A 26258-nucleotide genomic window follows, 5' to 3' on the forward strand; every position below is an offset into this window, starting at 1 on the left:
CCATTTTGCACTGTCAGGAAATAACGGCGCAAGAGTATGCCGGATTCCGCCAAAGCAAACAAAGCGAGCAGCAAAGCAATTGAGGTTTTGGAGTAAGCAGTTAAAACAACACCGGCACGGGGCCGGTGTCCAAATATCAGATAGTCAGCGCCTCCAAAATGGCAAGTCATTAGGACCAAGCTCATCATACTCATTTAATGACCGCTGATGTTCCAGCATAGCCCCTGGGTTGTCTGTCGGTATCACTCGCACCGGCTGATACTGATATCCTGGATATGATTTGAAGCTGTCATAGCTAATTTTGGCAGACTCAGCACAATGAAAAAAAAGGGAAAAGTATTTGTCAAACACGTCCAGTAATGTCGTTGCACTTGAAGGGGAGAGTCTGGTCTTCTCTGCATCCCTCGAAAAATTATCATTCCATTCAACTGCAGATACTGGCAGCTCTGAAAACAATATTTTTGCCCGACCCATAAGCTCGCTCGCGGCGTCTAACTCTTCAAGCCTCAGGTATCTACGATAAAGTCTATCTGTCAACAAACTCCAACCTTCAGAAGGATATCGCCACTTAGAGAACATTTCCAAACAATCAAAAAACAGAACCACATCCGAAACCGATCCGAGCTCACAGATAGATCCACCACCAGAAAACCCTATAACTTTCACAATAAATTACCGCTTAAAGTTAATATTGCCTGGATTTATTATGCCATTTCTTTCTACAATAGTTTGTTTAATGGCCAGCTCTTATTGAGCAGAAACTGCCTGACCTCTAACATCAATAACGACCTGCTGCTGCATTCCCGGCGTTAAATGTTCAGCTCGCTGGAGGGCTTGCTTGGAAACATTACTGATTAAGCCGTACCGATTCTTAGCAATATTATAGTTTTTCACTTCGACACTGCACACGCTACCGACACACCAGTCAGGACGCAATGCTTTTTATCGTGGTCTGACCCCGATTTACTCTGCCAAGGCCACAACCAACATTAAGAGTGTCACTTTTTTCACTGCTGCCTCTCCATCAAATACAAAAATTATTTAAATGTACTGAACCAAGGGTGTGGTGATTACGAAAACAATCGTGGTCTGACCCCGTTTTTGCCGGGGTCAGATTACTATTACGGGTTCTATTTAGAGCACAAGCCCCCGTTTCCCCAGCTGCTGCATTTTTTTGCACCGTTAGCACCGTTCTATCAGAAGCCAACTAGCATCTGATAGAACGGTCTATATATACTTCACCACCAGCCTCGATTACACAGGCATCTACACAGGACTTCCTCCTGTGTTCGTCACCCGCTAATTCTTCATCATGCAGACACCGCCCCAAAAAGCACGCAGCAGGAAGCAAAGCCGCCAATAAGCTTTCTCCGTTCTTCGCACACCTCCAAAGCATATGCTTCGGCACAGAGGTGAAGTCCTCGACGCAAACCTCGCCAGAAACCATATCAACTACCAGCAAATCGGCTTCGACTTTGCCTATTACCCAATTGGAGTTTTTCTTCTGCGGCTCTAACCCGAATCTCAGCATTCCGATTTCAACATTAGATGGATCATACCTTTCGAAAAGTTCGCCAAGCTGACCCGGTAGCCCCAGATTGTTCAAACGCTCCTCGCGCTCAAGGATGAAGAAGGATCGCCGAAACTGATCAACGTCATTTGCTAAAAGCCCTAGTTTGGCCAAATCAGTAATATCGGGTACGCAGCCCTCCAGTCCTTTCTTGAATTCACTAATGTTCATACATTCGCCTCACTGGTTTGGATGCAAAGCTTTGTACCATTTCTGATGGATGATTTCCGGCAGAGGCGTAGCTATTGGGCCTCGCAAGAATCGGGGTCAGACCACCATTAAATACATCACGACCGTTGATCAGGGCGCCATTGAGGGCCAGACGGTTGTTGGCATAGGGGCGTGTTCAGAGCTAGCGATAACTATTAAATAAGCTGAATCCACCTGCTTAGTATCCGCACCTGTTACGCACATGGGACTCGACGCTGCGGGAGAACATCGGATAATCACAGCTAAATGCCGAATTGTTAAGGAGCTTGTTATCTCACCGTAATATGTTCGCGACGCAATGCGACTTCAATGCTTTTTATCGTGGTCTTACCCCGATTTACTCAGGGTTGGCCAACACACACGCCGTTACGCCATGACTAAACTGCCGGGGCTTAATGATGGCTAGACCGGGCCCGCGCCACTCTCAGTGCTGACAGGTACACGCGTATTGGGCTGAGTTACGTCATAAACATGCTGTTCGCAGCCCTTTCCAATGATCACAAATTCAACCAGATAGGTTTTCTGCTTTTCAGGTTTGAACGTCGAACGCATGGGGCCGCAGTCGTACACCACAGAGTCTGGGAAAAGCCCGTTCTCCTGGATGACTCTGGACTCACCAATCACTTCTATGGATTGCCCGGGATCTGCCTGTACTTCAAGTTGAGGGAAGCGCTTGACTGCGGCGCTGTTGGCTACCTCGTTCATCTTGGCTATCCAGCCGAAAAGCTTGCCACGGCCGGAGTCGACCACACGCCCCAGAACCTCTGGGCGCTGATCAGGGTCAGCAGAACGGCGCACCGAGAATAGAACCGGATAAGTGAAGCCGGTGGACCTCATGATGACTTTGGCGTGCTCAGCATCCGCGACTACCTGTTTTTGCTGCAACTGAACGCCGTCTTTAAGCAGCGTTGGTGCGGAGCTTCTGACATTGGATTGGCATCCTGCCAAGGCCACAACCAACATTAAGAGTGTCACTTTTTTCACTGATGCCTCTCTGAACCAAGGGTGTGGCGATTACGAAAACAATCGTGGTCTGGCCCCGTTTTTTTTCGGTGCTGGTCGCACAGCGGTAATATCGCCAGCACCACCTGTCGCTGTTGCGTAGCTACTTACTTGTTCTTAGAAATTCCCGGTTTGCTTCAACCGCATCCCTCAACAACCCTCTTTTCTTCCTTGCAACATAATTACTAACCACTGCCAATGGACAGAACTCCAGATCAATATCACTAAAATTATCTATTACCGGAAGCCTAAAGTTGATGTTTTTTTGATCATCAAGACATAAATCCCAACATCCGCCAAGATTTCTCCGAAAAACTTCCCCTACATATCTAGAGCAACGATTTAACATCTCCCCCTCCCTAACGCCATCGCCCAAACAATCTATAAACAGTTCCAGATCGCCCAGACTCGCAATCGAATAATCAAGCCTAAACCCTTTACCCGTCGCAAAGGCAATAAACACTTCCATGACATCGTCCATTTCAAAGACAAACCTCTGAAATTTATCAATATCTGCCTGGTAATCGCTTTGAGACGACATCATTTACCACCTATTGAATTAGAGGACCAATACGATATTTAACACCTGCCTTTTCGAGAGCGTTCAATAATGGCTTAGTTGCACCTTTCTCAAGAACCCACTCCACCTGATAACCTTGCTTAACTAAATAGGCATCTTTTTTTATCGCCATTTCATTCGATTTATTTGCAAGCTTTGACTCAATGGTTGTCAATGACTCCTTACCCGTTTTTATCTGAACCATAAGACTTTCATCTGGTACAAATGCATCAATTTGTCTTGGCCCATAGGGAGTTTTGATGACAACATTTTCACCACCCAACGCGAGCCTATATTCAGCTTCTCGCTGAAGGGGCCCGCTCGAATTCTTCATATTTACTTCATACTGACCATTCCAACGGTCATAACTCCATGCTTTGTCATTGCCTGTATTTATAGCTTGGTAGTCAGCCCAGCGCTGTGCTTTGTGCTCAACAGTTCCAGGGGTTAATACGTTTGAAGTATTGCTATTTGCGGCTATATTTCCGCCTGATGTCGGGCTCGTACCAGCAGGCTCAGTTACTTTTGCACCTTCAAAGCTAGCATCATTGGCTGCCGGCGTACCATTAGCAACTACTTTTGTTTCACCAGACGGTAGATCGCTCGCAGGCCCATTGGCACCTGTGAAACCCTCATCATTAGCCGCTGGCGTACCATTACCAACTACTTTTGTTTCACCAGACGGTAGATCGCTCGCAGGCCCCTTGGCACCTGCGAAGCTCGCATCATTAGCCGCTTGCGTGCCGTCACCTACTACTTTCGTTTCACCAGACGGCAAACCGCCCGCAGGCCCTTTTGCACCTGCCACTTCCTTGGCAGCAAGAAGCTCAGCCTTCGCAGCCTGCCGCTTGCTGATAATCTCAAGCGCCAGATCGATAGCGACTTTGCCGCCCTTGAGCCCGGTCATCGACAGGATTGCATCATCGATGGCACTGACTTCGAGAATGCCTTTGCCCGCAACTGCCGATAGACGATCTACTGCCTCGCCAACATTGTAGGTCGAGGTCGATAGCGGGAGGATTTCAGCGTCATGCGCTTGAGCCTGATCTTTGCCGAACTGCATCCAGAGATCAAAGTCCGACATCGACCCATAAGCATTGGTCCGCGTGGAGTTGAAGAGACTGGCGTCTTTGAATTGTTTGTCGGTGGAATTGAACGCGTAAACCACGTCACCATTGGCAATGATCGGGCTACCGTCGCTCCAGGTCAGCGGAACCTTCTGGGCAGCCAGTTGAGTGACCACACCATAGGCAACACTCATATCCTCGGCAAAATCACGCGACTCAGGGTCGGAGCCACTGCTCTTGCTTAATATCTGCTTTAAACGAGTCTGATCAGCCGCATCAATCTGAGCGCCACTGGCCAATAGGAGCAAATCTTGCCAAAGCGCACCTGATCGAGTCTCACCAACAGTGGCCTCAAGCTCTCCGGCCTTTTTCTTCAGGATTGGAAGTTCTTGCGACTTGTGAAGTTGACGGTTGAATCTCTCTACATCGACGGCCGTCGAGCCAGCGACGGCTGCACCGCTTACGCCATTGGCGGATCCCACCGTAGTACCAACACCTGCAGCAATCAGGGCCGAAACCGTATCGGTGTCGGCTTCACTCATGCCGCTTTTAAGCATCGCTTGGGAAATGGATGGAACTAACGCGGCCGAGGCCCCGGCACCCGCGGCGCCACTCGCTGCACTGCCACTGGACAAACCAATGGCAGCGCCACCCAGCGCATGAAGCATGATCCGCGCAGCGCCACCGTCTGCCCATGCGGCCTTGGCTACGCCAGTTGCCTTATCTCGCTGGGCGTCTGCGAAATCACCCAATTTGTTGAAGATATCGCTGGAAGACGTCTTGGCTACGATACCGACAGCCGTGCTACCGCCGACGCCGCCCAATCCAGCAGCCAGCAAACCAGTGGCGATGTCAGCCATGAGTTTCTTGTCACCGCCCACCTGCCAACGCGCGGCCTCGGCGCGTGCCAGAGTGGCAGCCTGTATCTGTTCGATCGTTACAGCTTTTCGGGTTTGCTCCTTAGCGTCCTCTGCCTTGGCTTTGGCGACAGCACTGATCACATCACTGGATAGCTGTGCTGTGCTCTGTACCAGGTCAACCCGCTCTTGGATAGCCTTCTGGTCTGGTCGGTCGAGTTGCTGGTTGGCGTTCGCAGTATCACGATTAAGCCCAACCAGATCATTTGCTCCCTCGGCATTTCTGACAATTATCGTTCCGTCACTCACGGCGCTGCGAGTGTCACTACTGGCGTCCTCGGAAAGGGCAAGCGGAATACTTCCCCCCGGAGAAGTACCGCCAGCACTGCTGGACGAGATGCTGAGCGCGGCTGACTTGACGCTTATATCACTGGTATTTTTTATGTCGCTGACGCTAAGGCGATCAGTGCTGAGACGGTTTTTATCGGCAGAGGCTTCACTGGCGATGACCGCGCCTTGCAGCGTCGTGGTCTTGCCCACGTTGATGTCGTAGCCGCCTTTACCGGCGAAGAGTCCGCTCTGGTCGGTAACTGCCTGATAGTCACTATTCATGTTGCCAGCGGCAATATTGGCCGAGCCAGCGACTGTCGAACCGTAGCAGAACGGTGGGACACAGATGCTCGCACCGAAACCGCCACTGCTTTGCTTACTGCTGGAGCTTTCAATGTCCTGGCGGGAAAGAATATTGAGGTCACGGCCAATTGTGGCTGTGATGGCATCGGCGCGGACCTGAGCCCCGGCCAATGTGGTATCTCTACCGCTCTGCAAAACCAATGACCCGGTATCGAGCGTGGTATTGACCTGCGTTATAGAGTTCCCGTCGCCCATATTTTTGGCGGCCTGAGCCCCCAAGTCCAGCGTGAAGCCGTTTTGTTCACCAATGTTAAAACTGGCACCAATAGCGGTTTTATTGCTAGAACCGTCGTTTTTACGGTCCATGGTGTTCTGCGCGCTTTGCAAAACCACATCATTTTTTGCAAGCAAAAAGGTATTTGCAGCTTCAAGACTACTGCCCGTTATCCGGATATCACCTTGGGTATCCGCGGCTTGGCCCGTCGCAACAATTAACAGGTCACCACCCGTTTTTAACGTGCTCTGTCTGGCCGTCTCCGCGTTGTACTCACTACTGCTCTTACTGCGCGTGTTAGCCAGCTCAGTACCGATTTTAATCAGTGAGCCATTGCTGGCGGTGCCACCTTGCTTGTCTTTGAAGCCAGTGCTCTGGCCGTTGGCCTCCATGGCCTGGCCGCCCAGGTTGTAGGCGGCCATAGCTGCCTGGGCTATTTTCACGGCTTTGAGGCGCGGGTCATCTGCGTCTTGAGCCGCTTTACTGGCGTCGCGCATGCTTCTGGCAGTGTCGACCACCGAGCCGCCCACAACGCGTCCAACTGCCAGGCTCTTGGAACTGTCCTCTGTGGTTTGTCTGGCTGTTTCAGTGCCAGCGCTGATGGTGACATTGGAACCGCTCAAGGACATGTCCTTGGTGCTAACCAAATCACTGGCTAATATGCTATCTCCCATCAAGCGGCAAAAAAACGAGGCATAGACTCATGGTCCATTTCCCAACGCTGGTTCTGCCCATGAGCTTCCCGCAACGCTTGGCGGCCCTGCGCAAAGAGCGCGGACTGACACAGCAACAGATGGCTGACACCATTGGTGTGCATATTTCGCAGCTACGGCGCTATGAAGCAGGCACAACACAACCGACCATCGAAGTCTTTCGAAGGACCGTTCTGGCTCTGAGTGTCAGCGCCGATATGCTGCTATTTGATGAGGGAGAACGTGGGCCGGATGACCGCCTGAAACTTCAGTTTGAGGCCATTTCCAAGCTGGATGACAAAGAGCGCGAAGCCCTGGAGACAGTGATCAGTAGCGTATTGCACATGCACGACGCCAAGCGCTGGACACAAGCTGCGACTAAAAGAGACTGCTTGCCGGGCCAATAAAACGGGCCAACCTTGAAAAAAGGACCAGTTCTGTGGGGCTGCCACTGTATATAACAAATGCTATACAACTCACGTCAGTGCTTGCTGGGTGAAACACTCGTTTTGTATTACAAATGTATAGCAGCACCCAGAAGACAGAAACCGGATAACTAGTTGATACATATAAAAAATACCCACCTCGCAAGAGGTGCGTGTTGTGTATTGAGATTTTGCTCCTGTTAAGGAGCGAAAAATCATGCTGAAAAAGGGCGTATTGAGCAAATAGACCGTAGGTCGTCAGGGTGGGTGCAAAAGGGATGCACCTTGAGTGCAGAAAGGTTGCAAATAGGATGCAAAAAGATTGCAATCAGGGAGCAACAGAAACTGGAAATACCGGCGCGAGCGCGCCGGATCTCAGCCGAAGCAAAACACCTGCTGATTAAGACTCTGGCAAAACCGAAAGCACTGCTTTAAAAATATGAGCTCCATCATCAACGGCTGATGATGCCTCATATATTGCTTCGGTCGCTGTAATAAGCGAATTCTCTCTACCAGCTAAGGACAGCGCCGATACAGCACGAGCTTGGCTAAACAACTGAAGGCCTTCTAGATTTAAGTTTTGCCCTTCTTCCAGACTGTCTTGCAAGTCAAAATATTTCTCATCTAACTGTGCAGCTAAAGCATCTAGCCCAGAAACCTGATCAGTTGTGAGTCTATTACCAGATAGTAGTTGCCTAAGAGACTCGACAACAATAGGCACTTCTACTGGAGAAGCCTGAAAAGCAAGTTCGCAAGCCACTTTTACAGCAATTCTTCGTTGTTCCTCACTGACTAACTTAAGCTTTTCTACAAGTCCTTTCTCAACCATTTCTAAACGCATAATCATTGTTTGGCCTTTGGCAGTGGTTTTAATGGCGTTGACACATTGGCCCCTGTCGGCTCAATTACGTTCTGACATGATGCACAGACAGGACGTGTCGCACCGATATCAACAACTTTCAATCCGTTAGCGTTGGCATAGCTGACAATATCCGCTTCTGCGTGGCCAGTTCCAACAACTACTTTCTCGCCTTCTTGCAAACTCACTCCAGGACGAAGATAGCCACGAGGTTCACTTGTACTGACCAGAACAGAGCGAACACCGTTCGCATCCTCTACTACCGCAACACCCATAGTTATTCGGCCTTGAGAATTCGCAGGTATTTGTGACTGAATTTCACTTACACGACTTTGGATAAGGTTAGATGGGTTGTCGTAGGCAAGACCTCGCTCTAGAGATGTACCTGCGCCTTTTGCACCATCGAAGCTCGCGTCGTTGGCAGGGGAATAATTGGGGTCAGACCACCATTAATCATTCTTCAAAAAAATGCCCAATTTTTAAAGAGCCAAGTCTAGAAATCCAATACCACCATCTAACAACAAGTCGCATTCTAGAAAAATCGTGGTCTGACCCCGTATTCACTGTTAAGTTACCGAGAAAATCTTATCTCCGTCTAAATAATAAAGCCCCTCAAGCTTCCCCGAAATTATAGGCAGTCCAAGAAGAGGCTCTGAAATATATGAAAAAGGTACCTCCCCCCTTAGCACTTGAGCTTTTGCGGAGTAGTCTGCCCAAGAGGGCTTAACCATGCCATTCCAAAATGTTACATAAGTGCCATCTTCAAGAAGAATGACAGGTTTTAAGTACTCAACGCTCCCACTATTACCCCAGTAGAGGCAGCCTAAGTAGCTAGAGCCGTCTACTCCAATAAAACTAGTCCGAACGACTATTTGGGCGTTAGCACAAGTTTCCTCCTCAAGGAGAGGGCGAACTGTTAGTTCATCCTCTACAGACTCATCCATGGGAAAGTACCAGACGCCAGAAAAAGCAAGATCATCAATAGTCAATTCATATATCTGTTTATCAGTCATGCCTGCATACCTATTTAATCAGGTGCTTGATTGAGTCAAACAATTCGGGCCGCCCTATATCGCTATACGCTTTCTGCGCGAGAATCGGGGTCAGACCACCATTAAATACATCAAGACCGATGATCGGGGAGATATTGGGGGCCAGGCGTTTGTTGGCATAGGACCGTATTCAGAGCTAGCGATAACTATTAAAAAAGGCCGACGCCACTGCTTAGTATCCGCACCTGGTGCGAACATGGCACTCGACGCTGCGGAAGAACATCGGATAATCACAGAAATAAATGCCGAATTATTAAAGAGCTTGTTATCTAACCGTAATCTGCCCCCAGCGCAATGCGACTTCAATTTTTTTATGGTGGTCTGACCCCGTTTTATCACGAGCATGGCACTCGACGCTGCGGTAGGTCATTAGATAATCACAGAAATAAATGCCGAATTATTAAAGAGCTTGTTATCTAACCGTAATCTGATCCCGGCGAAATGCGACTTCAATGCTTTTTATTGTGGTCTGACCCCGATTTACTCCATCAAACACCAAAAACATTCAAATGTACTGAACCAAGGGTGTGGCGACTATGAAAACAATCGTGGTCTGCCTCCAGTTCCCTCAGTCACATAGAAATGGTCAAATAAAAACTAACGCAGCCAGAATGGCGAATCATTAGGACCAAGATTGTCATACTCATGTAATGGCCGAAGTTTTTCGATCATGTAATCAGGCATATCACAAACAATCGTTCTGACAGGCTTGTATACTCCCCAGTCCTCATAGAACCCCTTAGCTGAATCAACGCAATATTCAAAGCCGTCGAAATACTTAATGAATACTTCCGCATAATTTAAGCATGTCGTATCTAAGCAACTATTATTTGAAACCCACCCCAAACTCTCCAACTCAATAACGCAGTTAGAAATGCCAGACAAGCACTCTTTGGACTTCAACATAAACATCGTCGCCCCCTTTAAATCCTCAAGGCGCAAATAGCGACGAAACAGTCGATCTAATATAAGAAGATCACTTCCTGATAGATCAGTTTTTTCTCTAATCACAGAAAAAAAGCAAACCATATCCGAAGCCATGCCAAGCTCAAAAATTGAGCTACCACCTTGAAAACCTACACTCTTCATCAGTTCCTCTTAAATTCAATGGCTTCTGGCTTGATTGCTCCATTCGACTTCTGAACAATACCTTTAATTATATTTCTTTTTTGGTCTACAGTTATCATCTGGCCACGCACATCAATAACGACTTGCTGCTGCATTCCCTTCGGTAAATTTTCAGCTCGCTGGATGGCTTGTTTGGAAACATTATTAATTAACCCGCTTTGATTTTTTGCAATGTTGTAGTTCTTCACTTCAACGCTGCATACGTCACCTACACACCAGTCTGGACGAACACTGCCGGATGTTCCGTAATGTGCCTCTTCTCCATTTTTGTAACTAACTTGTGGAGAATCGGGGTCAGACCACCATTAAACACGATGTCGTGGGTCAGCGCTGCGACTTGCTCGCCGGTCAGGCTAACGCCTACCGACAGGTTGCGTAAAAAAGGGCCAAATTATGGTTAAACGTTTTAGATCGCGAAAATTTCGAAACTAAATATCGTATTATCTTTCAAAATAAATGCCGAATTATTAAAAAGCCTAGTCTAAAAAGTTAAGACCGCTAACTAACAAAAGATCCCACCCTAGAAAATCGTGGCCTGACTCCACTTTCTCAGGAGGGTTGCAAGAAACCGGCGCAATGCCGGTGTCAGTATAGGCTTATAAATATCATTCACCATCTATCCATGCATACTTTATCCAACTAGCGAGACTAGGCCAAGTATCATTGGAGGGCCCATCATGCGCCCAGTAACTGACAGAGCCATCCTCAAGAAGACAATAGTAATTCCCATTATCCTCGCAAATGGGGAGCCACGATTTTGGAACACCTTGCTCTCGCGCCTCTGCAACTGCGTTCAAAAGCTCTCTCGGGCTATTTCTGTCCACGGTTAATCGAAGCGCATCCTTACCATTGAAAATACTATCACTTGCCTCCTTGGCAAAAATCTTATATTCATCCGGAAATAAAATACCGAGCTCACGCTCATAGTCAGAAATTAAGGCATCATCAGGAAGTCGCTGCGCATTTGGAAGAGACATACGAACCCTTTTCAGCTCTGCAACAGCATCTCTTATATTGATATCCATCATAATCTCCAACACCAAATTAACAATTTAGAAAAATCCGGGATCTGACCCAGTTTTTTTCCAGGAGAACATCGGATAATCACAAAAACAAATGCCGAATTATTAAAGAGCTTGTTATCTAGCCGTAATCTGTTCCCGGCGCAATGCGACTTCAATGCTTTTTATCGTGGTCTGCCCCCGATTTACTCGAAAACAATCGTGGTCTGACCCCGTTTCTCCCTACTTAAAGCCAACATATACAGCCTCTACCGTGGCTCGCCCCCCTAAATCGCTCATATCAGGAGCATAAAACCTGACCGAGTTATGATTAACATTTATGCCAGTTTTATCTTTCTCCACATCAAAACTCACACCCTCAGCGACAAAAAAACTCTCAACCTCCTCAATAGACAGACCTAATATTTGCTTACCATCATAATAAAAACAAGCATTAGGAAAATATACCTCCAACCCCGACAACTCATCAGAGTAGTTGTACCAAACTTGCATGACAGCGTCGCCAAACGCGTCAATTGAATTTTCTGAAAATTCAGTTTTAGGAAAAACCCTATATGGCAAACCGATCACTCTCCTAACCTCCTCTCTACCTTGCCCGCAAAAGAAGCTTTCGAGACCGTTAGACTGGCTGTAATTTAACCTCATTAGATCTACCTCGGCTTAAAATCTTCAGGATTCAGACTTTTTGAATATTTCACCATTTGTTCAATAGCTGCATCGTATTTATCACCAAACTTACTTCGTATATCGTCGATATCCATTTTTATAGCTTCATCAAGCTTCCCTTGTTCTAGCAGTTCCTTTTGCTGCGCTCTATAAGCTTTTGCAGCATCTGAATTTCCATTGCTAGCAGTTAACTTGTGGTCATTCGGGTCCATTTTGATCGCAGGACCATCAACATCACTGATCGGAGCAGCCGTATAACAGGATCTTGCAGGACAATGATGAGAGTCAAAATTGTCGTTTACAGGTTTTGAGGTATCGCGATGCGCTCCACCCAAAACCTCATTTGAACCTGAGGCACCATTTGCCCCCCTCTCCCCCACAACCCCAACAATCCTACCACCCGCCTTGCCGATGCTGCCAATAGCAGTCTGCGAGGCCATGTCGACCATGAACCTTGCGCCAAGGAGATCAGTGCTGCCATTGAACACCGCGCCATATACCTTGTCTGCGTAGTCCTTTTTAGCCTGCGCATCGATATCTACGACGCGAGCCTCCTTCTCAGAGGTGAAGAAAGAAACCAGCTTGATGGCGGCCTGATCTTTTAACTCATCAAATTGGTCGCCGGCGACTTGCTTAACAGCATAGTTGGCTGCGGTGCTAATGATGAATTTCATCGGCCCCAGCACGACCTGCGCCATCGCTATTGTGGTTTCAATCTGCGCTACCGGTATCGTTTGCGAAAACTTGGCAGCGTCATACATGAGGCTATTAAATTCCCCCCAATTAACCGGGGTAGCATCTAACTCCATCGTAGAGCCAAGGGTGAAGGCAGAGTTGGTCGAAGGTGTAACTTTAATTTTTTCAACCCGCTGTATGCACTGCTCCCCGCATTTATCAAGCTCAGCCGCCGACTTGGCCATGTTGTCCAGCGCAGTGAATACGCCGTCAAGGGCTCCAAAAGCCATGCCGCCAGCCACGAGTTTCTTACCGAACGCGAGGGATTGCTCTACACCTAAGAGCCCTTTAGCTTCGGCAGGAATGTCTTCGCTCGTCAGCGTAGAGGCACGAATTCCGTTCACGCCATCGGCGAGAACCCGCCCCTGACGCGCTCCGTATTGTTTGGCGTCGCCGATCCAGCCATTTACAGTATCGACCGGACTCAGCACTGCATCGGTAGAAGACTTCGTCACATACAAATCAGTCCGATGCTCTTCGTCCCGCGTAATCTCGGACGCCTTGCTCACATCCCGATTCAGGCCAGCAGTCGAGTCCTTGCCAGTAACGGCGTCCTGACGGACGACGATATCACCGGCGCCAATCGTGCCCCGGACCATTTGCTGACGGTCTTTTTCGTAGTTGTAGCCTTCTACGCTCCAGCCATTCGCGCCTGAATTACCTTTGCTCACCTGGCTGGAGTCTTGCTGTGGCTGGCCTCCTTCGAGGCCGTAGCTGCCGCCCACATTGAGGTAGTAGGAGCGCTCTTTGTCCTGACCGGCGATGTCACTGAAGCCCAATGTGCCGGTGTCCAGTTTCAGGTTGCCGGTGTTGGACGAAATCAGTGCGCCGTCGAGCTGGGTGTGTTCACCTGTTTTGATGTCGAGTTTGTCTTGCGCAGTGATCGAGGTTTGATTACCAACCCAGTTGGTTTTGCCGTCGGTTTTGCCGTAGCCGACAGAGCCGCTGACAGACGCGCCGTAGCCGACAACGACAGTGGCGCTGACGTCAAACTGCTTGCCGCTGGCCTTGCCGGTGTCAGGTACTGACGAGACGCTGAGGTTGCGGCCCACGTTGCCGGTCACGTCTTTACCGCTTAGCTGGGCGCCAGCGATTGTCGTGTCTCGGCCACTTTCAAACCCGAGCTGATTGCCCGCGAGAAGATAAGCCCCCTGTTGCTGTTTGCCCTCGCGATCCAGTTCGCCTCGACCGATGTTTACGCTGGCATAGAAGCCGATCCCGCTAGGGCCGACAGCGATACCACCCTCAGCGCCGCCGCTGTGGCGGTCATCCTGGCTGGAGGACTCATTCTGGGCGGCACGAATCGTGAGGTCGTTGGCGGCCTTGAGGTAAAAGTTTCTGACTGCAGCGGCCTGAGTTCCGATCAGTGCGAGGTCGCGACGGGCTTCAAGGTTAATGTCGCGGCCAGCCTTGAGTTGCGAAGCCTGCGACGTGCCCTGCATGCCTTCCTGCGTAGCAATACCGGTGCTGCCGCCGATGCCGATCTTGAAACCACCAGTGGTGCCGCCTTTGAGCCCACCTTTGCTTTGGGTCTGTTCGCCCTCGCTGTCCTGGCTGCCTTTGGCGACGTCGAAGGTGACGTCCCGACCCTGGACGTTGATGTCACGCCCTGCCTGGAAATTACTGCCACGGACAGTGACGTCATTGCCAGCAAGCACGCTGATGTCATTGCCCGCGACCATTGTTGAGCCTCGGTTACTGTTAATAACCTGGCTTACCGACTGACTCTGGCTGGAGTTGCCAATGCTGCCGTCAGCGGTCGGGCCGGAGAAGAACTGGTTCACACCGTCTACGGCCTTCAAGGTGCTAGAGGCTTTGCTGGTGTTGTCCTCGCCTTTACCTGCGCCGTTAACGGCGTCAACCATGTTGCCGTAGTTGTAGCTGACAGTAGTGGTCGTACCGCTGCGCTTGGCACTTTGGCTGCTGGCACTTTCGCTGCGCTCACCGGCTGCATCGATCGTTATGTCGCGACCGGCCTGCAGAGCGATGTCATTTTCAGCGTAGAGGTCTGATCCTCGCTGAGTGATATCGCGCCCGGAATTGACGACGATATCCTGACCCGCATCAATGTGGCTGGCCGCTGCGGTTTGCTGCGATTCTCGGTTTTTGTTCTTGAGCGTTTCCTGACCCACGAACGTGGTATAGCCGTTTCGGTCAGCATCTTGCTTGAGGCCGAAGCTTTTCTTGGTTTCCCAGCTTGAGGTCTGCTGCTGACTGCTGCTGGCCAGCACATTCGTGTCACGGCCAGCGTTCAGGTTGACCGTACGGCCAGCCCCCACATCGCTACCCACTACATTGATATCGCGAGCAGCATCAATGTTGACGTCTCGTTGAGCGCCAACATAGCTGCCTGCACTGGTGGAACTGGTGACTTCGCGACCTGCCTTTTTAGAAGAGCTGAGGGTGATATCGCCGCCCCACGAAGGGGTGCCGACCATCAGCCCAAACGCATCGCCCCCCGACAAACCAAACTTTTTCTTGTACTGCTCGGTCATGCTGTAAGCAGTGTTTTGGGCAGAATCCAGGAGCACATCACCAGTATCGTTCACTAACCCGGCTCGCAACTCGGCATCGTTACCTGCCGTGGCGCTACTGGCGCGCAGACTCAGGTCATTACCTGTCGCGATGATCAAATCGTTGCCAGCCTCAAGCTCACTACCTGCTTGAGTCGCAGTGGTTTGCAGCTGGGTTTTGCCGCTCTTGGAAAGGCCCAGAAAACCAGACTTGGTTTTCTTGCTGTAAGAGCCAGACTCCTCGACACCCGACGTGATCGATACGTCGTTAGTGGCGCCCAGCAACAGATCGTTACCCGATTTGAGCTGACTGCCCACGATAGCTACATCGCGACCACCATTGATACTCACTGCACCTTTGGCGTCCTGGCTGGCGTTGACCGTGAGGTCGTTACCAGCGTCAATGACGGAGTCAACATTCGTCGAGTTGTAGCTCTCGGTTTCACGGGTGCTGCTGCGGCCAAATGAGCCGGTCTTCTTTTTCTTGAAGTACGAATAGGCTTCGTCTTGAGCCGATGCAATTACGACGTCCTGCCCGGCATCAAGACTTACGTTACCGCCACCGTTGACACGACTGCCAATGATGCCGAGGTCAGTGCCTGCGCCAAGAGCGACGTTCTGACCCGCCTTAAGCACACTCGACACCTGGCTCACATGATCTTCCTGAGCCTTAACCTTTTTGCTCTTGCTGTACGAATGCTGCTCATCGGCCGCGGAGGCGATGTTGAGGTTTTCGGCGGCGTCCAGGGTCAGGTTGCGCTTGGCGCTGATCTGGCTGGCGACGGCGCTGATGTTGCGGGCGGCGACGACCTGGAAGTCGCGACCGGCTTCTACAACGGAGCCGTATTGGGTGATGTTCTGGCGGGTCGAACGCGTGCCGACGGCGCCGCTGTTTTCCTGTTGGGCGGAGACGATGTTGACGTCGCGACCGGCCTGAATGGTGGTGTCGCCGCCACTCTTGATCGCGCTGCCGATGCTGTTGACGTCGCGTTTGGCTTGCATCGTCAGGGTGTCGGCGGCTTCGATGCGTGCAGCGTTGTTGACGAACTGGGTGCGCTCGGAGCGGTAACCGCTGTCGCTTTGGTGCGTCGTGACGCTGCGCTCGTTGAGCAGGTCGCCATTGACGGCGACGAGGTCGACGTTGCGTCCGGCGATCACGCCGCCTGCGGTGTTGGTCAGGTTGTTGTTGGCGCGCATTTGCAGCAGGTTGCCCGCCTCGACCAGACCTGAGTTGGTCAGGTTACCGCCAGCGCTGACGCCAAGGTTGTTGGTGGCGCGCAGGGTGCCGCTGTTGTTGAGGTTCTGGCCGCTGATCAGGGAGACGTCGTTGCCGGTGATCAATGCGCCGTTGGGGGCCAGACGGTTATTGGCCTGGGCCATGTACAGGACAGGCACGAGTACTTTTTGACCCGAGACTTCGTGCTGTTCCATCCACACGATGTCGTGGGTCAGCGCTGCGACTTGCTCGCCCGTCAGGCTTACGCCCACCGACAGATTGAGGGCGTCCTTGCTGGCGATGGCGTTGTCCATCAGGTATTTGAACAGGCCTGCATCGCTGGTCTGGCCGTCGATGAAACGCTGGCCGGTGCGGGCGATGACGGCTTGCTGGATCAGCTTCTGCTCGTAGTAACCATCACCCAGACGCTTCTGGGCTTCGTCCGGGTTGTAGCCCAGCTTGTCGAGCATGTAATCCGAGCTCAGGAAGCGGCCCAGATTGGTGAACGCCGGATCGCTTTCGATCAGGTACTTTTGCGGGTTGGAGGCGAACTGGCTGGTGGGCAGCTGGAAGCCGGGCAGGTTTATCGGGTTGACCGCTTGCTGACCCAGGTCCGGTGTCAGTTGAGGATTAAGCGCGACGACGGTGGAGTAACCCGGCTCGCTGGTGTCGGTTTTTGCGCCGCTGCCCACGTAGGTGTAGCCACCGCGCACGACGGAGTTGTCGATGCCGTTTTTGGCCTGAACGTTGACTGCGCCGCCCGCCTGAATGATGGCCGAGTAGCTTTGGTCAGGTGCTGCCAGTTGGGTAGTTTTCGCGAAGTCGGGCTTTTCGCCTTCAGTGCGACCGATGAAGGTGGCAAGCGCGGCTTCAAGACCGCCCAAATCATTTTTGTTGTAACCGGGGCTGTCGATTGAGTATTTCTGGGTAAAGGCACTGGCCAGTCGACGCATGAAACCAGGGCTACGGGTTCGCTCTGTTACAAAAACACGGTCGGTCTGGGTGTCGTGGGTTTCAATCGCGGTGTTGGTGAGATCATCAAAGATTGCCGTGAGGTTGCCCCCGGCAGCGATGCTACTGCTGCTGTTGAGCAGACTCCCGCCAGTGAGCAGCATGCTGCCGCCGGAGGTGATGCTTGACGCGGCGCTGGCTTCAGTAACGGCCAGATGATCACGTTGGCTGATCAGGAAAGGCCGGTTCTGCTTGCCCCCCTCACAGTCGCCAGCCGTCTGCCCTTCGATACACGCGGTGGGGGTAATCGAGGCACTGTAGATTCCCGACTCGACCGTCAGAATGGTCCGGATGTTCTTGATGGTGCTCGCCGCCAGGCTCAAAGTGCCGTCGGCCTGGATGTTCGAGGAGCTATTGGTGATGCTGGTGGCCAACCCACCCAGACCGTCACGATCGACAAGCAAGTTGCCCATCGCGTAGATGTCGGATGCAACGTTATTCAGTTCATCAACCTGCAGGCTGATATTGCCGCCGCTGAAAATCAGCGCGTGGTCGTTGAGCAGGCTGCCCGTGCTGACCGTCAGTACTTGGCCTGCAGCCAGGGTGCCGAGGTTGCTGACCCGTGGTGCGTTCACACCCACGCTGGTTGCCGAGGTGATGCGACCGCTGTTGGTCAACTGATCGGTGAGGGTCAGATCCACCCGGCCATCGCTGGCAATGACGCCATTGGTTGACCAGTTAGCGCCTCTGCCGACGAAACTGTTGGTCCCCAGAAGTTGACCCGTTGCGGTTTGCTGAAAGTTGCCGACATCAAGCGTCAGGTTGGCAGCCTGAATCACGCTGCTGTTGGTCCAGGCGGCTTTGTTGAACGTCAAACCACCCCGCGTGACCAGGCTGCCACCCACGTTGTCGAGGGCCAGCCCGGAGACATCCAGTGCGCCGGTGCCGACGTGCAGAACGCTGCCGTTTAGGTTCTGGAAACTGCCCGCGGCCAGGCTCAGGTCAGTGTTGGCCGACTCAAGTGCGCCACCGGTGTTATCCAGCAAGCCAGTAATGGCGAAGCGGCTGTTACCTGTAAGCCCAAGGGCGCGAATTTGCCCGTTGGTGTTGTCCAGACTGGACGCGCTGATATCCAGGGTTGAGCCACTTTCGATGAGGCCTGCGCGGTTGTTGATTGCACCCGCACGCACGGTCATCCCGCCACCGCTGCTGATGTAACCGTCTGAACCGTTGAGCAGATTATCGGCCGTCAGCGTCATGTCGCCATCGCTGAGCAGTTGGCCTTGGTTCTGGTTATCCAGTATCGAGGTGGTGGCGATCAACGTCTGACCGGCAGCGAAGATGCCGCCATTGTTGGCCAGTGATTGACCGGCCGTGGCCGACAGATTGCGGCTGGCAATCACACTGCCGGTGTTGGTGACGGTTTGGCCATTGAGGCTGACGTCGCCATTGGCATTGCGGGAGTTATCCGCGTTAATGCCCGTCTGTAAGGTGCCGCTGTTGTCCACGACCTGCGAGGCCGTGGCCGTGAGGTTGCGGCTGGCAACCACATTGCCCGTATTGGTGATGGATGCACCGGCGAGGCTGACATTGCCCGAATCGGCGGCGCTGTTGGCAGAGGTGGTGGCCTGGATCGCGCCACTGTTAGTCAGCGATTGTTCCGCGGTGGCGCTGAGGTTGCGGCTGGCGACGACGTTGCCGGTGTTGTTGATCGTTTTGCCTTTCAGGCTGACGTCACCGGTGGCGTTGCGGGTATTGTCAGGGTTGATGCCCGCCTGGACCGTGCCGCTGTTGGTGAGCTGACCGCCACTGCTCAGTGTGATGCTGTCACGGGCGGCCAGGACCTTCTGGTTCTTGAGGCTGCCACGGGTCTGCACGTTTGCCGAAGTACCGGCGTAGATTGAGTCCTGGGCATCAAGGCTGGCAGCATTGACGTTGACTGCACCGCTGGCGGCCGCCTTGGCCATGGTCAAATGGCCGTTGGCGTCGATTTGCATGTCGCCGCCGCTGGCAGCCATATCGCCAGCCAGTTTTACCCCGACACCTTTCTCGGTGCCGACCAGTTTGATGGTGTTGGCGTACATGCCGCCCAGTGCCGACGAGTCAATCGCCAACGCCGGTTTTTCGGCGTCGTTGCCCGCGCGTGCAGTGGTGGCCAGCGTGTCAGCATTAACGTCGTTGGCGCCCGCGACGACGTTCAGCTGTTTCGCGTAAATGTTGGCGTTGATTTTTGCCGAACGGGTGATGATATCGAACTGATCGACATTGTCGGCGTTGAGGCCGTCGCCTTCGATGTTGACACTGCCGCCATCGACTTCGAAACGATCAAGCTTGCCGTTGCCGTCCAGCACTGGCTTACCGGTGCTGAGGGTCACACGAGGCGTGTTGATGAATCCGCAACCGTTACAGGTCACGCCGTAAGGGTTGGCAATAATGACCCGCGCCGACTTGCCTGCGACCTCGGTGTAACCATTGAGCTGGCTGACGCTGCCGCCGTTGACTTCGTTAAGGATGACGCCTGCTGCTTTGCCGCCCAACTGGCTGTTGCCGTTGATATAGCCCGCCAACTGAGTCTTCTGTGCAGCACTGGTGGAGTTGTTGAGGATCACGCCTTCCTTGCCGACGTTGTAATCCTTGAACTGGTTATGAGACAGCCCAGCCGCATTGGGCGCCGCAATATTGATCACCGGGACGCCATTGGCGGCCTGCCCCACGCTGGTGTTGGTGCCGCCGCTGACTGCAACTCCGCCCGCCTGCGCCCAGATCGGCTGCCAGAACATGACGTTGACCATCAGCAACGCCAACGCACGTTTGGACACGCCTAAAAAGCGCTTGCGTGGCTTCAACTCAGCAGAAGGTTGGCGGGCCAGAAGTGCAAATTGATGAACGTCCATTTTCGAAGTCTCGCGGCAACAAATTTGATTAATTAGAGAAACAGGTCGACCTGGAAGTAGATCGGCGCTTCGCGCTCGGTGAGCACGCTTGGGCGCTCCAGCGAATGGGCGAACGTCACGCTGGCGCTGACGTGCTCGCCTCTGGCGAACAGCTGCAGGGAGTTACTCGATACGCGGCCGTTGAAACCACCGCTGTACCGATCGTTGCTGACCACACCCTGGTCGTAACCGACGCTGGTGCCGTACTGACTAAAGGCGGGGCGCAGCCAGTCCAGCGTCACCGGCCGTGTCCAGCGCAGCTCGTTACGCCAGTAGCCGCCACTGGAGCCGGACAGGAATTGATCCTTGTAGCCGCGCACGGAAGAGCTGCCGCCTACGCTGATGCGCTGCGAGCTGAACAGCACGTCTTCGCTACGCTGCCCCGTGGCGAGGCTGCTGAAACTGAAGGACTCGCCCAACCAATTGAACGGCAGCAGATAACTCGCGGTAGCGGTGTATTTGCGATAGCGCGGAGTGGCAGTGAGGTTGCCCAATTCGTCTCGTTGCTGAGCATCCTGTTGTGCATCCAGTGCGCCGATGCCCTGCTGCATGCCCAGGTCCAGGTTGACGAACGAGTTGCCGATCCGCCGACCGTGGTTGATACCGAATTGCGCTTCCGTAATCCGGTTGCTGCTGCCCTCAAGTCGGGCGTCGTCGATGTAGTTGTTGGTGCGCAAATGAGCCAGCCCGGCACTGACTGAGGTTTTGCTGACGGCATCGCGGTGGATCAGACGCTCGGCGAGAAATTGGTGGTTCTGGCTGTCACCGTTCTGTTTGAAGCTGAAACCATCACCTTGCGCCTGTGAGCGATAGTCGCTCTGGCTGTAGGTGTAACTGAAGTTCCACCAGCCATACGGAACGTTGTAATAGAGCATGGCGTTTTTGGAGGTGGACTTGTGATCACTGACCACATCATGCCCACCACGCACGATCAACTGGTCGGCAATACCCAGCGGGCTGTCCCACTCAAGCCCGGCATTGACCTGCTGTTCGCCGGTACTTTTCTGCCCGTCGTTGTTGCGTGACAGACTCGCACGCCAAGGCTTCTGTGGCTCGTTGCGCACCAGTACGTCGCTGCCACCGACCTCGTTACCTGGCGCCAGCTCCATCTGGGCCTGCTTGGAGGGCAACCGATTGAGCTGGTCCACCAGTTGCTCGATTTCGCGCAAGTTCAGGACCTCACCTGTGGCCCCCGGAAACGCCATCGCCAGTTCGCGCTCGGATACCGTGCTGCCTGGCGCGCCTTTCAGGCTTTCAAGCTTGCCTTCCACCACCAATACAGTCAGGTGCCCTTTGGACAGGTCCTGTTGTGGCAGATACGCACGACTGGTGACCAGCCCTTGATCGAGGTAGTAATTGGTAATGGCTTTAAGAAGCTCATTCAAATCAGCCACGGCCAGGCAGCGGTCCATGTAAGGCTTGAGCAGCCGATCACGATCGACTCCACTCAGGCGCTCGGCCCCCTGAAGCTCAATGGTTTTGATCGGGAAACAGCGCGCATCGTCGGGCGACGCAGGTTTAGCGGGCTCGGCGTTGGAACCTGGCAGCTCCTTGAGTTCCTTGAGTCGGCGTTGCTGTTCTTCAATCAGCCGATTCTGTCGATCACGAATCAGGTCCTGATCGCCCGGGGTCGGCACAGTCGCGCCAAAAACAGGCGAGCCGATAGCAAACAATAAGGCGCACGAATGCAGCCACGTCCGTGGGGAGGCAAACATAAACATTCCATCGATATGTCTCAGGCATGGGAAGTGCCCGAGCAGGAAGAAGAAACAGCAACCGCGAAGTGGAAGCTTAGATACCGGCTAGATGCCAGCTGATAGCAGCAAAGTGCCAGCAATCGTTGGCAAATTTAACAAGGTGTATCAATGCTGAAACAGACCCCTCATTCGAAGAAAGTTCCTACAAGGGGAAAATTTTGTGATGGGGGTCACTAAAAAGGGGCGGAATCTCGCGCAAATCGCAATTCATTCCGTGGGGTCGGCTCTATCCGGGAAGGCGGCTTATCAGGTTTGACACATTCAGTGGATGTGACGACCTCTTCGTGGCTGAAGCCGATGCCACGTCATTAGCTTGCGGGCTCGCGGTAGGAGTCCACCAATCACCTGATTTGAAATACTTTTCTGTAGGAGCTTACGAGCACTGCGAGGCAGCGATGGCGTACTGCCTGATACACCGCTATCGCGGCCTCGCGGTGCGAGTGCGCTCCTACAGGGATAGAGCGATCTCCTACAAGTCAGATCAAAATCGCCTCAGGGCAGCAAAATCACTTTCTCCCCGGCGCCTTGATTCACCTCTTCGTACCGCGCCAGGCCTTCGCTCAACGGCGACTCGACCAGACCTGTCGGGAGCGGCAAGCTGCCTTCGTCGAAGAATCGACCGAACTGGTCGAGCATCTTCGCGCAGGCCTGGCAGTCGTAAAGCAGCGAGTTGATCCCGACTACCGAACCCCCTTTGCGGTACAACGCCAGCGAGGGCAGTTGCACATGGCCGTCCACGGGTGCAGCGATGATTGCGATACGACCGAAGGTTGCCAGTGCAGGCACCGCAGCTGGAAGCCAGAAGCCGGTGGTGTCGAAAATCACATCGGCGCCGCTCTGGAAAACACCGTTGACCTGCTCCGCCAGCTCTTCTGGCTTGCCCAGCACAATGCCGTCGAAGCCTTGCTCTTGCAGCGTAGCGATGTGTTCCGGGCGACGTACCGCGCCAAGTACGCGCGCGCCGAGAATCCTGCCCAATGCCAAGGCCGCACTGCCCACAGCACCATTGGCCCCGATGACCAGCAAGCGCGTATCGGCGTTGACCAGACTGCGTTGCAAGGCATCCCACGCCGTGGTGTAAGGCACCCCCAGGCTAGCCGCCTGACTGAAGTTCAACGCCTTGGGTTTGAGCGCCACACCCTTGGCGGGCAAGGTCAAAAACTGCGCGTGAGAACCGTCGCGGAAGAAACCGGGTTCTTTACCGGTGCCCCACACTTCCCGACCCAACAGTTCCTGGGGGCCTTCAATGACCACGCCCGAAAAATCCCGGCCCGGTACTCGCGGCAAGGTGGTGTAGGGAAAACGCCCGAGGACGTTTTTCACGTCACTGGGGTTCAGGCCTGCAGCTTTGACCTCGATCAGCACTTCATTCTGAGCGGGCACAGGCGTGGGCAGGTCGACGTATTGCAGAGCAGCGAGGTCGCCGGTTCTGGAGAATTGCAGGGCTTTCATCGAAGCCTCCATTGGGTACGAAATAAATGATCAGGACATCCAGGTGGCAATCAGCTGCCTGCCCATCGGCCACAGCTTTTCGCCCAGCAACATGCCGGTCAGGCCAACGAGTGCGACAGCGGGCGGTGCGGGGGAGCGAAAATCAAGCGCGCCGTAAAGCAGGCCTACGGCGATGCCAATGACGATGGAAATGAGGTAACTCATGGTGAACCCCGTGCATAAATTGCTCATGCACGCAGTTTAGGGGCGGACCGGAAAAGCTATCGGCCAAGGACTTCTGAATATCGGTCAGGGTGAGTGCACAAACTATTTTTTCCCTGACACCGCGCTGTCGCGCATCAAGCAGGGCACCTGTAGGAGTGAGCTTGCTCGCGATTCGCTTTCCTGGCCGACGAAAAGACCGCCTGAACTGACGCTATCGCGAGCAAGCTCACTCCTACAGGAATGCATTTCAATTCAATGATGTATGTGCGTACTGCGAAGGCGCCACACCCAACTCGCGTTTGAACATGTCGCTGAAGCTGCTGGGCGAATAGCCCAGGGATCGCGCGATGGTACTGACCGGTACGCCCTGAATGATTTCAGCTACTGCGGTTGCCAGTTGCACCTGTCGACGCCATTCGGCGAAGCCCATTCCTAATGCGCCCTGAAACAGGCGCGCCAGGGTGCGTACGCTGGCTCCAGCATTTTCGGCATGTTGCTCGAACGGTATATCCAGCGACGGTTCGCTCATGACTGCCTGACAAAGGCTCAGCAGACGTCGGTCCGAGTTGTCAGGCATGGGGATTTTCAGGACCGAACGCTTCGCGCGTTGCAGCTCCAGAAGCGCCAGACTGACCAGCGCGTCGTAATAGTCTGATTCTTGATCCTTGGCCTGATCGACCAGCCCCAGGATCAGTTCGCGTAACAGGCGGCCAACTTCAAAGACCTGTACGGTTTTTTCCAGCGTGTCGGCGATGGCCGGACGCAGGTAGATGTTGCGCATCTCCAGATCGGTGACTACGCGAATGCCATGTATCACGCCAGGCGGCAGCCACACCGCACGTTGTGGCGGCACGACCAACGCTTCCAGTGGCGTTTCCACCCACATCACCCCGGAGGTGGCATACAGCACCTGCCCCCACACATGCTCATGAGGCTCGATAAAAAGCCCACGCGGATAGGTGCGCGCCAGCGGTTGCACGGGCACGGCGGTATCAGACAGGTCGGGAGGTGCAGCGAGGGCCATGAGGGGTGACCGGATCAGATCAGGATGGGGCACATAGTAGCCGGTCAGGACGCGGGAGTGATTGTGGTGGGACCGGCTTTAGCCGGTCCCACAGGGAACGCAGTGCGCGCCCTTCACACGATCATCAGAAAACGTTGATCGGATAGTCAACGAAGATGCGGGTTTCGTTGCCGTTAACGTTGTATTCGCTAGCGTTATCAGACACACGCAGGAACGAGTTGCGCAGACGCAGGGACAAGTCCTTGGCCGGGCCGCTCTGTACCACGTAAGTCAGTTGGCTGAAGATTTCGCGCTCTGTGCCATTGCCACGGTCAGTGCCGTCATCGATATTGCTACCGCGCACATAGGCCGCTTTGTAGCTTAGACCCGGGGCAACCAGACCGGACAGGTCAATGCCGTAGGCGGCTTGCCACGAGCGTTCGTCCTTGCCGTTGAAGTCAGACCAGTAGGAGTTGGCCAGGTAGATGGTGTTACCGCCATCACCGTAGCCGCCGTCGTTTTGATAACCGCTGTAGTTGTAGCCGGTTTCGCCGGTGCTGCGTTGGTGAGCCAGGGTGAAGGAGTGAATGCCCACCGCCCAGGTCGCCGCGAGGCTCCAGATCTTGTTGTCACGGTCGCCCGCCTGAGTGGACGCCGAGAAGTTCTTGTCCATCTTGGTCTTGTAGCCGTTGAAGTCGAACGTCAACGACTGGTCAGGTGCCAAGGCAAACACATAGTTCAGGTTCACGTACTGCTTCTTGAATACGTCCTCGTTGTCAGAGGCGTAGAGGGCGGCAGTGAACTCGTCGGTGAACTTGTAGCTGGCACCGTAAACGTTGATGCTTTTCAGGCCGCCGCTGTCACGCCCTTCGGCTGACTTGCGAGCTTCCTGAGTGAAGCGACCGACGTTGACTTCCAGACCCTCGATCTCTTTGGAAGTGATCAATGTACCCGTGAAGCTTTCTGGCAACAGACGGCCGTTGTCGTAGCTCAGCACTGGCAGCGCTGGCATTTGATCGCCGTACTTGATGACAGTGTTGGAGATACGCGCCTTGACTGCGGCACCCGCACGAGCGAGGTCATGAGCAGCTTCACCGCTGTCGCCTTGCTTGAAGAAGTCGATGCCCGGCGCGCCACTGCGGCCTTTGCCGCCGTCCAGACGAATGCCGTAGAGCGCGAATGCATCAACGCCCACGCCAACAGTGCCTTGGGTGAAACCGGAAGTGAATGCGCCCGTGAACGCCTGGCCCCACTCCGCACGATCCGAGTTCGGCTCGCGCTTTTTGTAATCGCGATTGATATAAGCGTTGCGCAGTGCAAGATTCAGGTGGCTGTCTTCAACGAAGCCCTTGGAATCTGCCTGACTGTCAGCCATGACCTGGCTTGCACTGATCAGACCCAGTGCAAGCAAACTGATGCGTTTGTTAAGCATTTCTAGTTGTCCTTTTTTCTGCGGATTTGATCACGCGCTGTGGCGA

19 protein-coding genes are annotated in these 26258 nt (G+C 53.4%); 1 reads left to right on the forward strand and 18 read right to left on the reverse strand.

The window, feature by feature from the left end:
- Positions 1 to 144 precede the first annotated feature (144 nt).
- From CKW31_RS02420 to CKW31_RS02440, 5 genes are all read right to left on the reverse strand, one after another.
- On the reverse strand, positions 145 to 666 hold the full coding sequence (locus tag CKW31_RS02420; RefSeq protein ID WP_095092848.1) for a hypothetical protein: 522 nt from the start codon (positions 664 to 666) through the stop codon (positions 145 to 147).
- A gap of 541 nt (positions 667 to 1207) precedes the next feature.
- Complete coding sequence (locus CKW31_RS02425; protein ID WP_095092849.1) at positions 1208 to 1741, reverse strand: hypothetical protein; 534 nt, start codon at positions 1739 to 1741, stop codon at positions 1208 to 1210.
- Between the two features lie 441 nt (positions 1742 to 2182).
- Positions 2183 to 2764 carry a hypothetical protein gene (locus CKW31_RS02430; protein ID WP_095092850.1) on the reverse strand — a complete coding sequence of 194 codons (582 nt, stop codon included), beginning with the start codon at positions 2762 to 2764 and terminating at the stop codon, positions 2183 to 2185.
- A gap of 121 nt (positions 2765 to 2885) precedes the next feature.
- Positions 2886 to 3323, reverse strand: a complete 438-nt coding sequence (locus CKW31_RS02435; protein ID WP_095092851.1) for a hypothetical protein — start codon at positions 3321 to 3323, stop codon at positions 2886 to 2888.
- A 10-nt stretch (positions 3324 to 3333) separates the two neighbouring features.
- Positions 3334 to 6795, reverse strand: coding sequence for a hemagglutinin repeat-containing protein (locus CKW31_RS02440; RefSeq protein ID WP_256582469.1), 3462 nt, complete (start codon positions 6793 to 6795; stop codon positions 3334 to 3336).
- Between the two features lie 80 nt (positions 6796 to 6875).
- On the opposite strand from CKW31_RS02440, the gene CKW31_RS02445 reads away from it, so the two are divergent.
- The gene (locus tag CKW31_RS02445; RefSeq protein ID WP_218192127.1) at positions 6876 to 7271 is read left to right on the forward strand and encodes a helix-turn-helix domain-containing protein; all 396 of its coding nucleotides are present in this window, start codon (positions 6876 to 6878) and stop codon (positions 7269 to 7271) included.
- A gap of 418 nt (positions 7272 to 7689) precedes the next feature.
- On the opposite strand, the gene CKW31_RS02450 is transcribed toward CKW31_RS02445, so the two are convergent.
- From CKW31_RS02450 to CKW31_RS02505, 13 genes are all read right to left on the reverse strand, one after another.
- Positions 7690 to 8136: a hypothetical protein gene (locus CKW31_RS02450; protein WP_095092853.1), complete on the reverse strand. Its 447-nt coding sequence runs from the start codon at positions 8134 to 8136 to the stop codon at positions 7690 to 7692.
- Positions 8133 to 8423, reverse strand: a complete 291-nt coding sequence (locus tag CKW31_RS29445) for a hypothetical protein (protein ID WP_141230115.1) — start codon at positions 8421 to 8423, stop codon at positions 8133 to 8135. The genes CKW31_RS02450 and CKW31_RS29445 overlap by 4 nt, the downstream gene beginning before the upstream one ends.
- A 291-nt stretch (positions 8424 to 8714) precedes the next feature.
- The gene (locus CKW31_RS02455; RefSeq protein ID WP_095092854.1) at positions 8715 to 9161 is read right to left on the reverse strand and encodes a hypothetical protein; all 447 of its coding nucleotides are present in this window, start codon (positions 9159 to 9161) and stop codon (positions 8715 to 8717) included.
- Positions 9162 to 9797: 636 nt separating this feature from the next.
- The gene (locus CKW31_RS02460) at positions 9798 to 10289 is read right to left on the reverse strand and encodes a hypothetical protein (protein WP_095092855.1); all 492 of its coding nucleotides are present in this window, start codon (positions 10287 to 10289) and stop codon (positions 9798 to 9800) included.
- Positions 10289 to 10516 carry a hypothetical protein gene (locus tag CKW31_RS02465; RefSeq protein WP_095092856.1) on the reverse strand — a complete coding sequence of 76 codons (228 nt, stop codon included), beginning with the start codon at positions 10514 to 10516 and terminating at the stop codon, positions 10289 to 10291. The genes CKW31_RS02460 and CKW31_RS02465 overlap by 1 nt, the downstream gene beginning before the upstream one ends.
- 417 nt (positions 10517 to 10933) lie before the next feature.
- The gene (locus tag CKW31_RS02470; protein ID WP_095092857.1) at positions 10934 to 11353 is read right to left on the reverse strand and encodes an SMI1/KNR4 family protein; all 420 of its coding nucleotides are present in this window, start codon (positions 11351 to 11353) and stop codon (positions 10934 to 10936) included.
- Between the two features lie 219 nt (positions 11354 to 11572).
- Positions 11573 to 11920, reverse strand: a complete 348-nt coding sequence (locus CKW31_RS02475) for a hypothetical protein (RefSeq protein WP_141230108.1) — start codon at positions 11918 to 11920, stop codon at positions 11573 to 11575.
- Between the two features lie 80 nt (positions 11921 to 12000).
- Positions 12001 to 20325: a hemagglutinin repeat-containing protein gene (locus CKW31_RS02480; RefSeq protein ID WP_095092859.1), complete on the reverse strand. Its 8325-nt coding sequence runs from the start codon at positions 20323 to 20325 to the stop codon at positions 12001 to 12003.
- 32 nt (positions 20326 to 20357) lie between these two features.
- On the reverse strand, positions 20358 to 22079 hold the full coding sequence (locus tag CKW31_RS02485) for a ShlB/FhaC/HecB family hemolysin secretion/activation protein (protein ID WP_095092860.1): 1722 nt from the start codon (positions 22077 to 22079) through the stop codon (positions 20358 to 20360).
- A 534-nt stretch (positions 22080 to 22613) separates the two neighbouring features.
- Positions 22614 to 23573, reverse strand: a complete 960-nt coding sequence (locus tag CKW31_RS02490) for a zinc-binding alcohol dehydrogenase family protein (protein WP_095092861.1) — start codon at positions 23571 to 23573, stop codon at positions 22614 to 22616.
- A gap of 30 nt (positions 23574 to 23603) precedes the next feature.
- Positions 23604 to 23777: a DUF1427 family protein gene (locus tag CKW31_RS02495; RefSeq protein WP_095092862.1), complete on the reverse strand. Its 174-nt coding sequence runs from the start codon at positions 23775 to 23777 to the stop codon at positions 23604 to 23606.
- A gap of 247 nt (positions 23778 to 24024) precedes the next feature.
- On the reverse strand, positions 24025 to 24801 hold the full coding sequence (locus tag CKW31_RS02500; protein WP_095092863.1) for a helix-turn-helix domain-containing protein: 777 nt from the start codon (positions 24799 to 24801) through the stop codon (positions 24025 to 24027).
- A gap of 124 nt (positions 24802 to 24925) precedes the next feature.
- Positions 24926 to 26212, reverse strand: a complete 1287-nt coding sequence (locus CKW31_RS02505; RefSeq protein WP_095092864.1) for an OprD family porin — start codon at positions 26210 to 26212, stop codon at positions 24926 to 24928.
- Positions 26213 to 26258: the final 46 nt, after the last annotated feature.

This window comes from Pseudomonas sp. Irchel 3A5 (assembly GCF_900187575.1).
GTDB lineage: Bacteria > Pseudomonadota > Gammaproteobacteria > Pseudomonadales > Pseudomonadaceae > Aquipseudomonas > Aquipseudomonas folii.

What these genes read in the sequence shown, in the direction of transcription:
- CKW31_RS02435 (WP_095092851.1), bottom strand. Translation starts at nt 3,323, where the DNA reads ATGTCGTCTCAAAGCGATTACCAGGCAGATATTGATAAATTTCAGAGG.
- CKW31_RS02485 (WP_095092860.1), bottom strand. Translation starts at nt 22,079, where the DNA reads ATGTTTGCCTCCCCACGGACGTGGCTGCATTCGTGCGCCTTATTGTTT.
- CKW31_RS02500 (WP_095092863.1), bottom strand. Translation starts at nt 24,801, where the DNA reads ATGGCCCTCGCTGCACCTCCCGACCTGTCTGATACCGCCGTGCCCGTG.
- CKW31_RS02450 (WP_095092853.1), bottom strand. Translation starts at nt 8,136, where the DNA reads ATGATTATGCGTTTAGAAATGGTTGAGAAAGGACTTGTAGAAAAGCTT.
- CKW31_RS02470 (WP_095092857.1), bottom strand. Translation starts at nt 11,353, where the DNA reads ATGGATATCAATATAAGAGATGCTGTTGCAGAGCTGAAAAGGGTTCGT.
- CKW31_RS29445 (WP_141230115.1), bottom strand. Translation starts at nt 8,423, where the DNA reads ATGGGTGTTGCGGTAGTAGAGGATGCGAACGGTGTTCGCTCTGTTCTG.
- CKW31_RS02455 (WP_095092854.1), bottom strand. Translation starts at nt 9,161, where the DNA reads ATGACTGATAAACAGATATATGAATTGACTATTGATGATCTTGCTTTT.
- CKW31_RS02425 (WP_095092849.1), bottom strand. Translation starts at nt 1,741, where the DNA reads ATGAACATTAGTGAATTCAAGAAAGGACTGGAGGGCTGCGTACCCGAT.
- CKW31_RS02460 (WP_095092855.1), bottom strand. Translation starts at nt 10,289, where the DNA reads ATGAAGAGTGTAGGTTTTCAAGGTGGTAGCTCAATTTTTGAGCTTGGC.
- CKW31_RS02495 (WP_095092862.1), bottom strand. Translation starts at nt 23,777, where the DNA reads ATGAGTTACCTCATTTCCATCGTCATTGGCATCGCCGTAGGCCTGCTT.
- CKW31_RS02480 (WP_095092859.1), bottom strand. Translation starts at nt 20,325, where the DNA reads ATGGACGTTCATCAATTTGCACTTCTGGCCCGCCAACCTTCTGCTGAG.
- CKW31_RS02505 (WP_095092864.1), bottom strand. Translation starts at nt 26,212, where the DNA reads ATGCTTAACAAACGCATCAGTTTGCTTGCACTGGGTCTGATCAGTGCA.
- CKW31_RS02490 (WP_095092861.1), bottom strand. Translation starts at nt 23,573, where the DNA reads ATGAAAGCCCTGCAATTCTCCAGAACCGGCGACCTCGCTGCTCTGCAA.
- CKW31_RS02445 (WP_218192127.1), top strand. Translation starts at nt 6,876, where the DNA reads ATGGTCCATTTCCCAACGCTGGTTCTGCCCATGAGCTTCCCGCAACGC.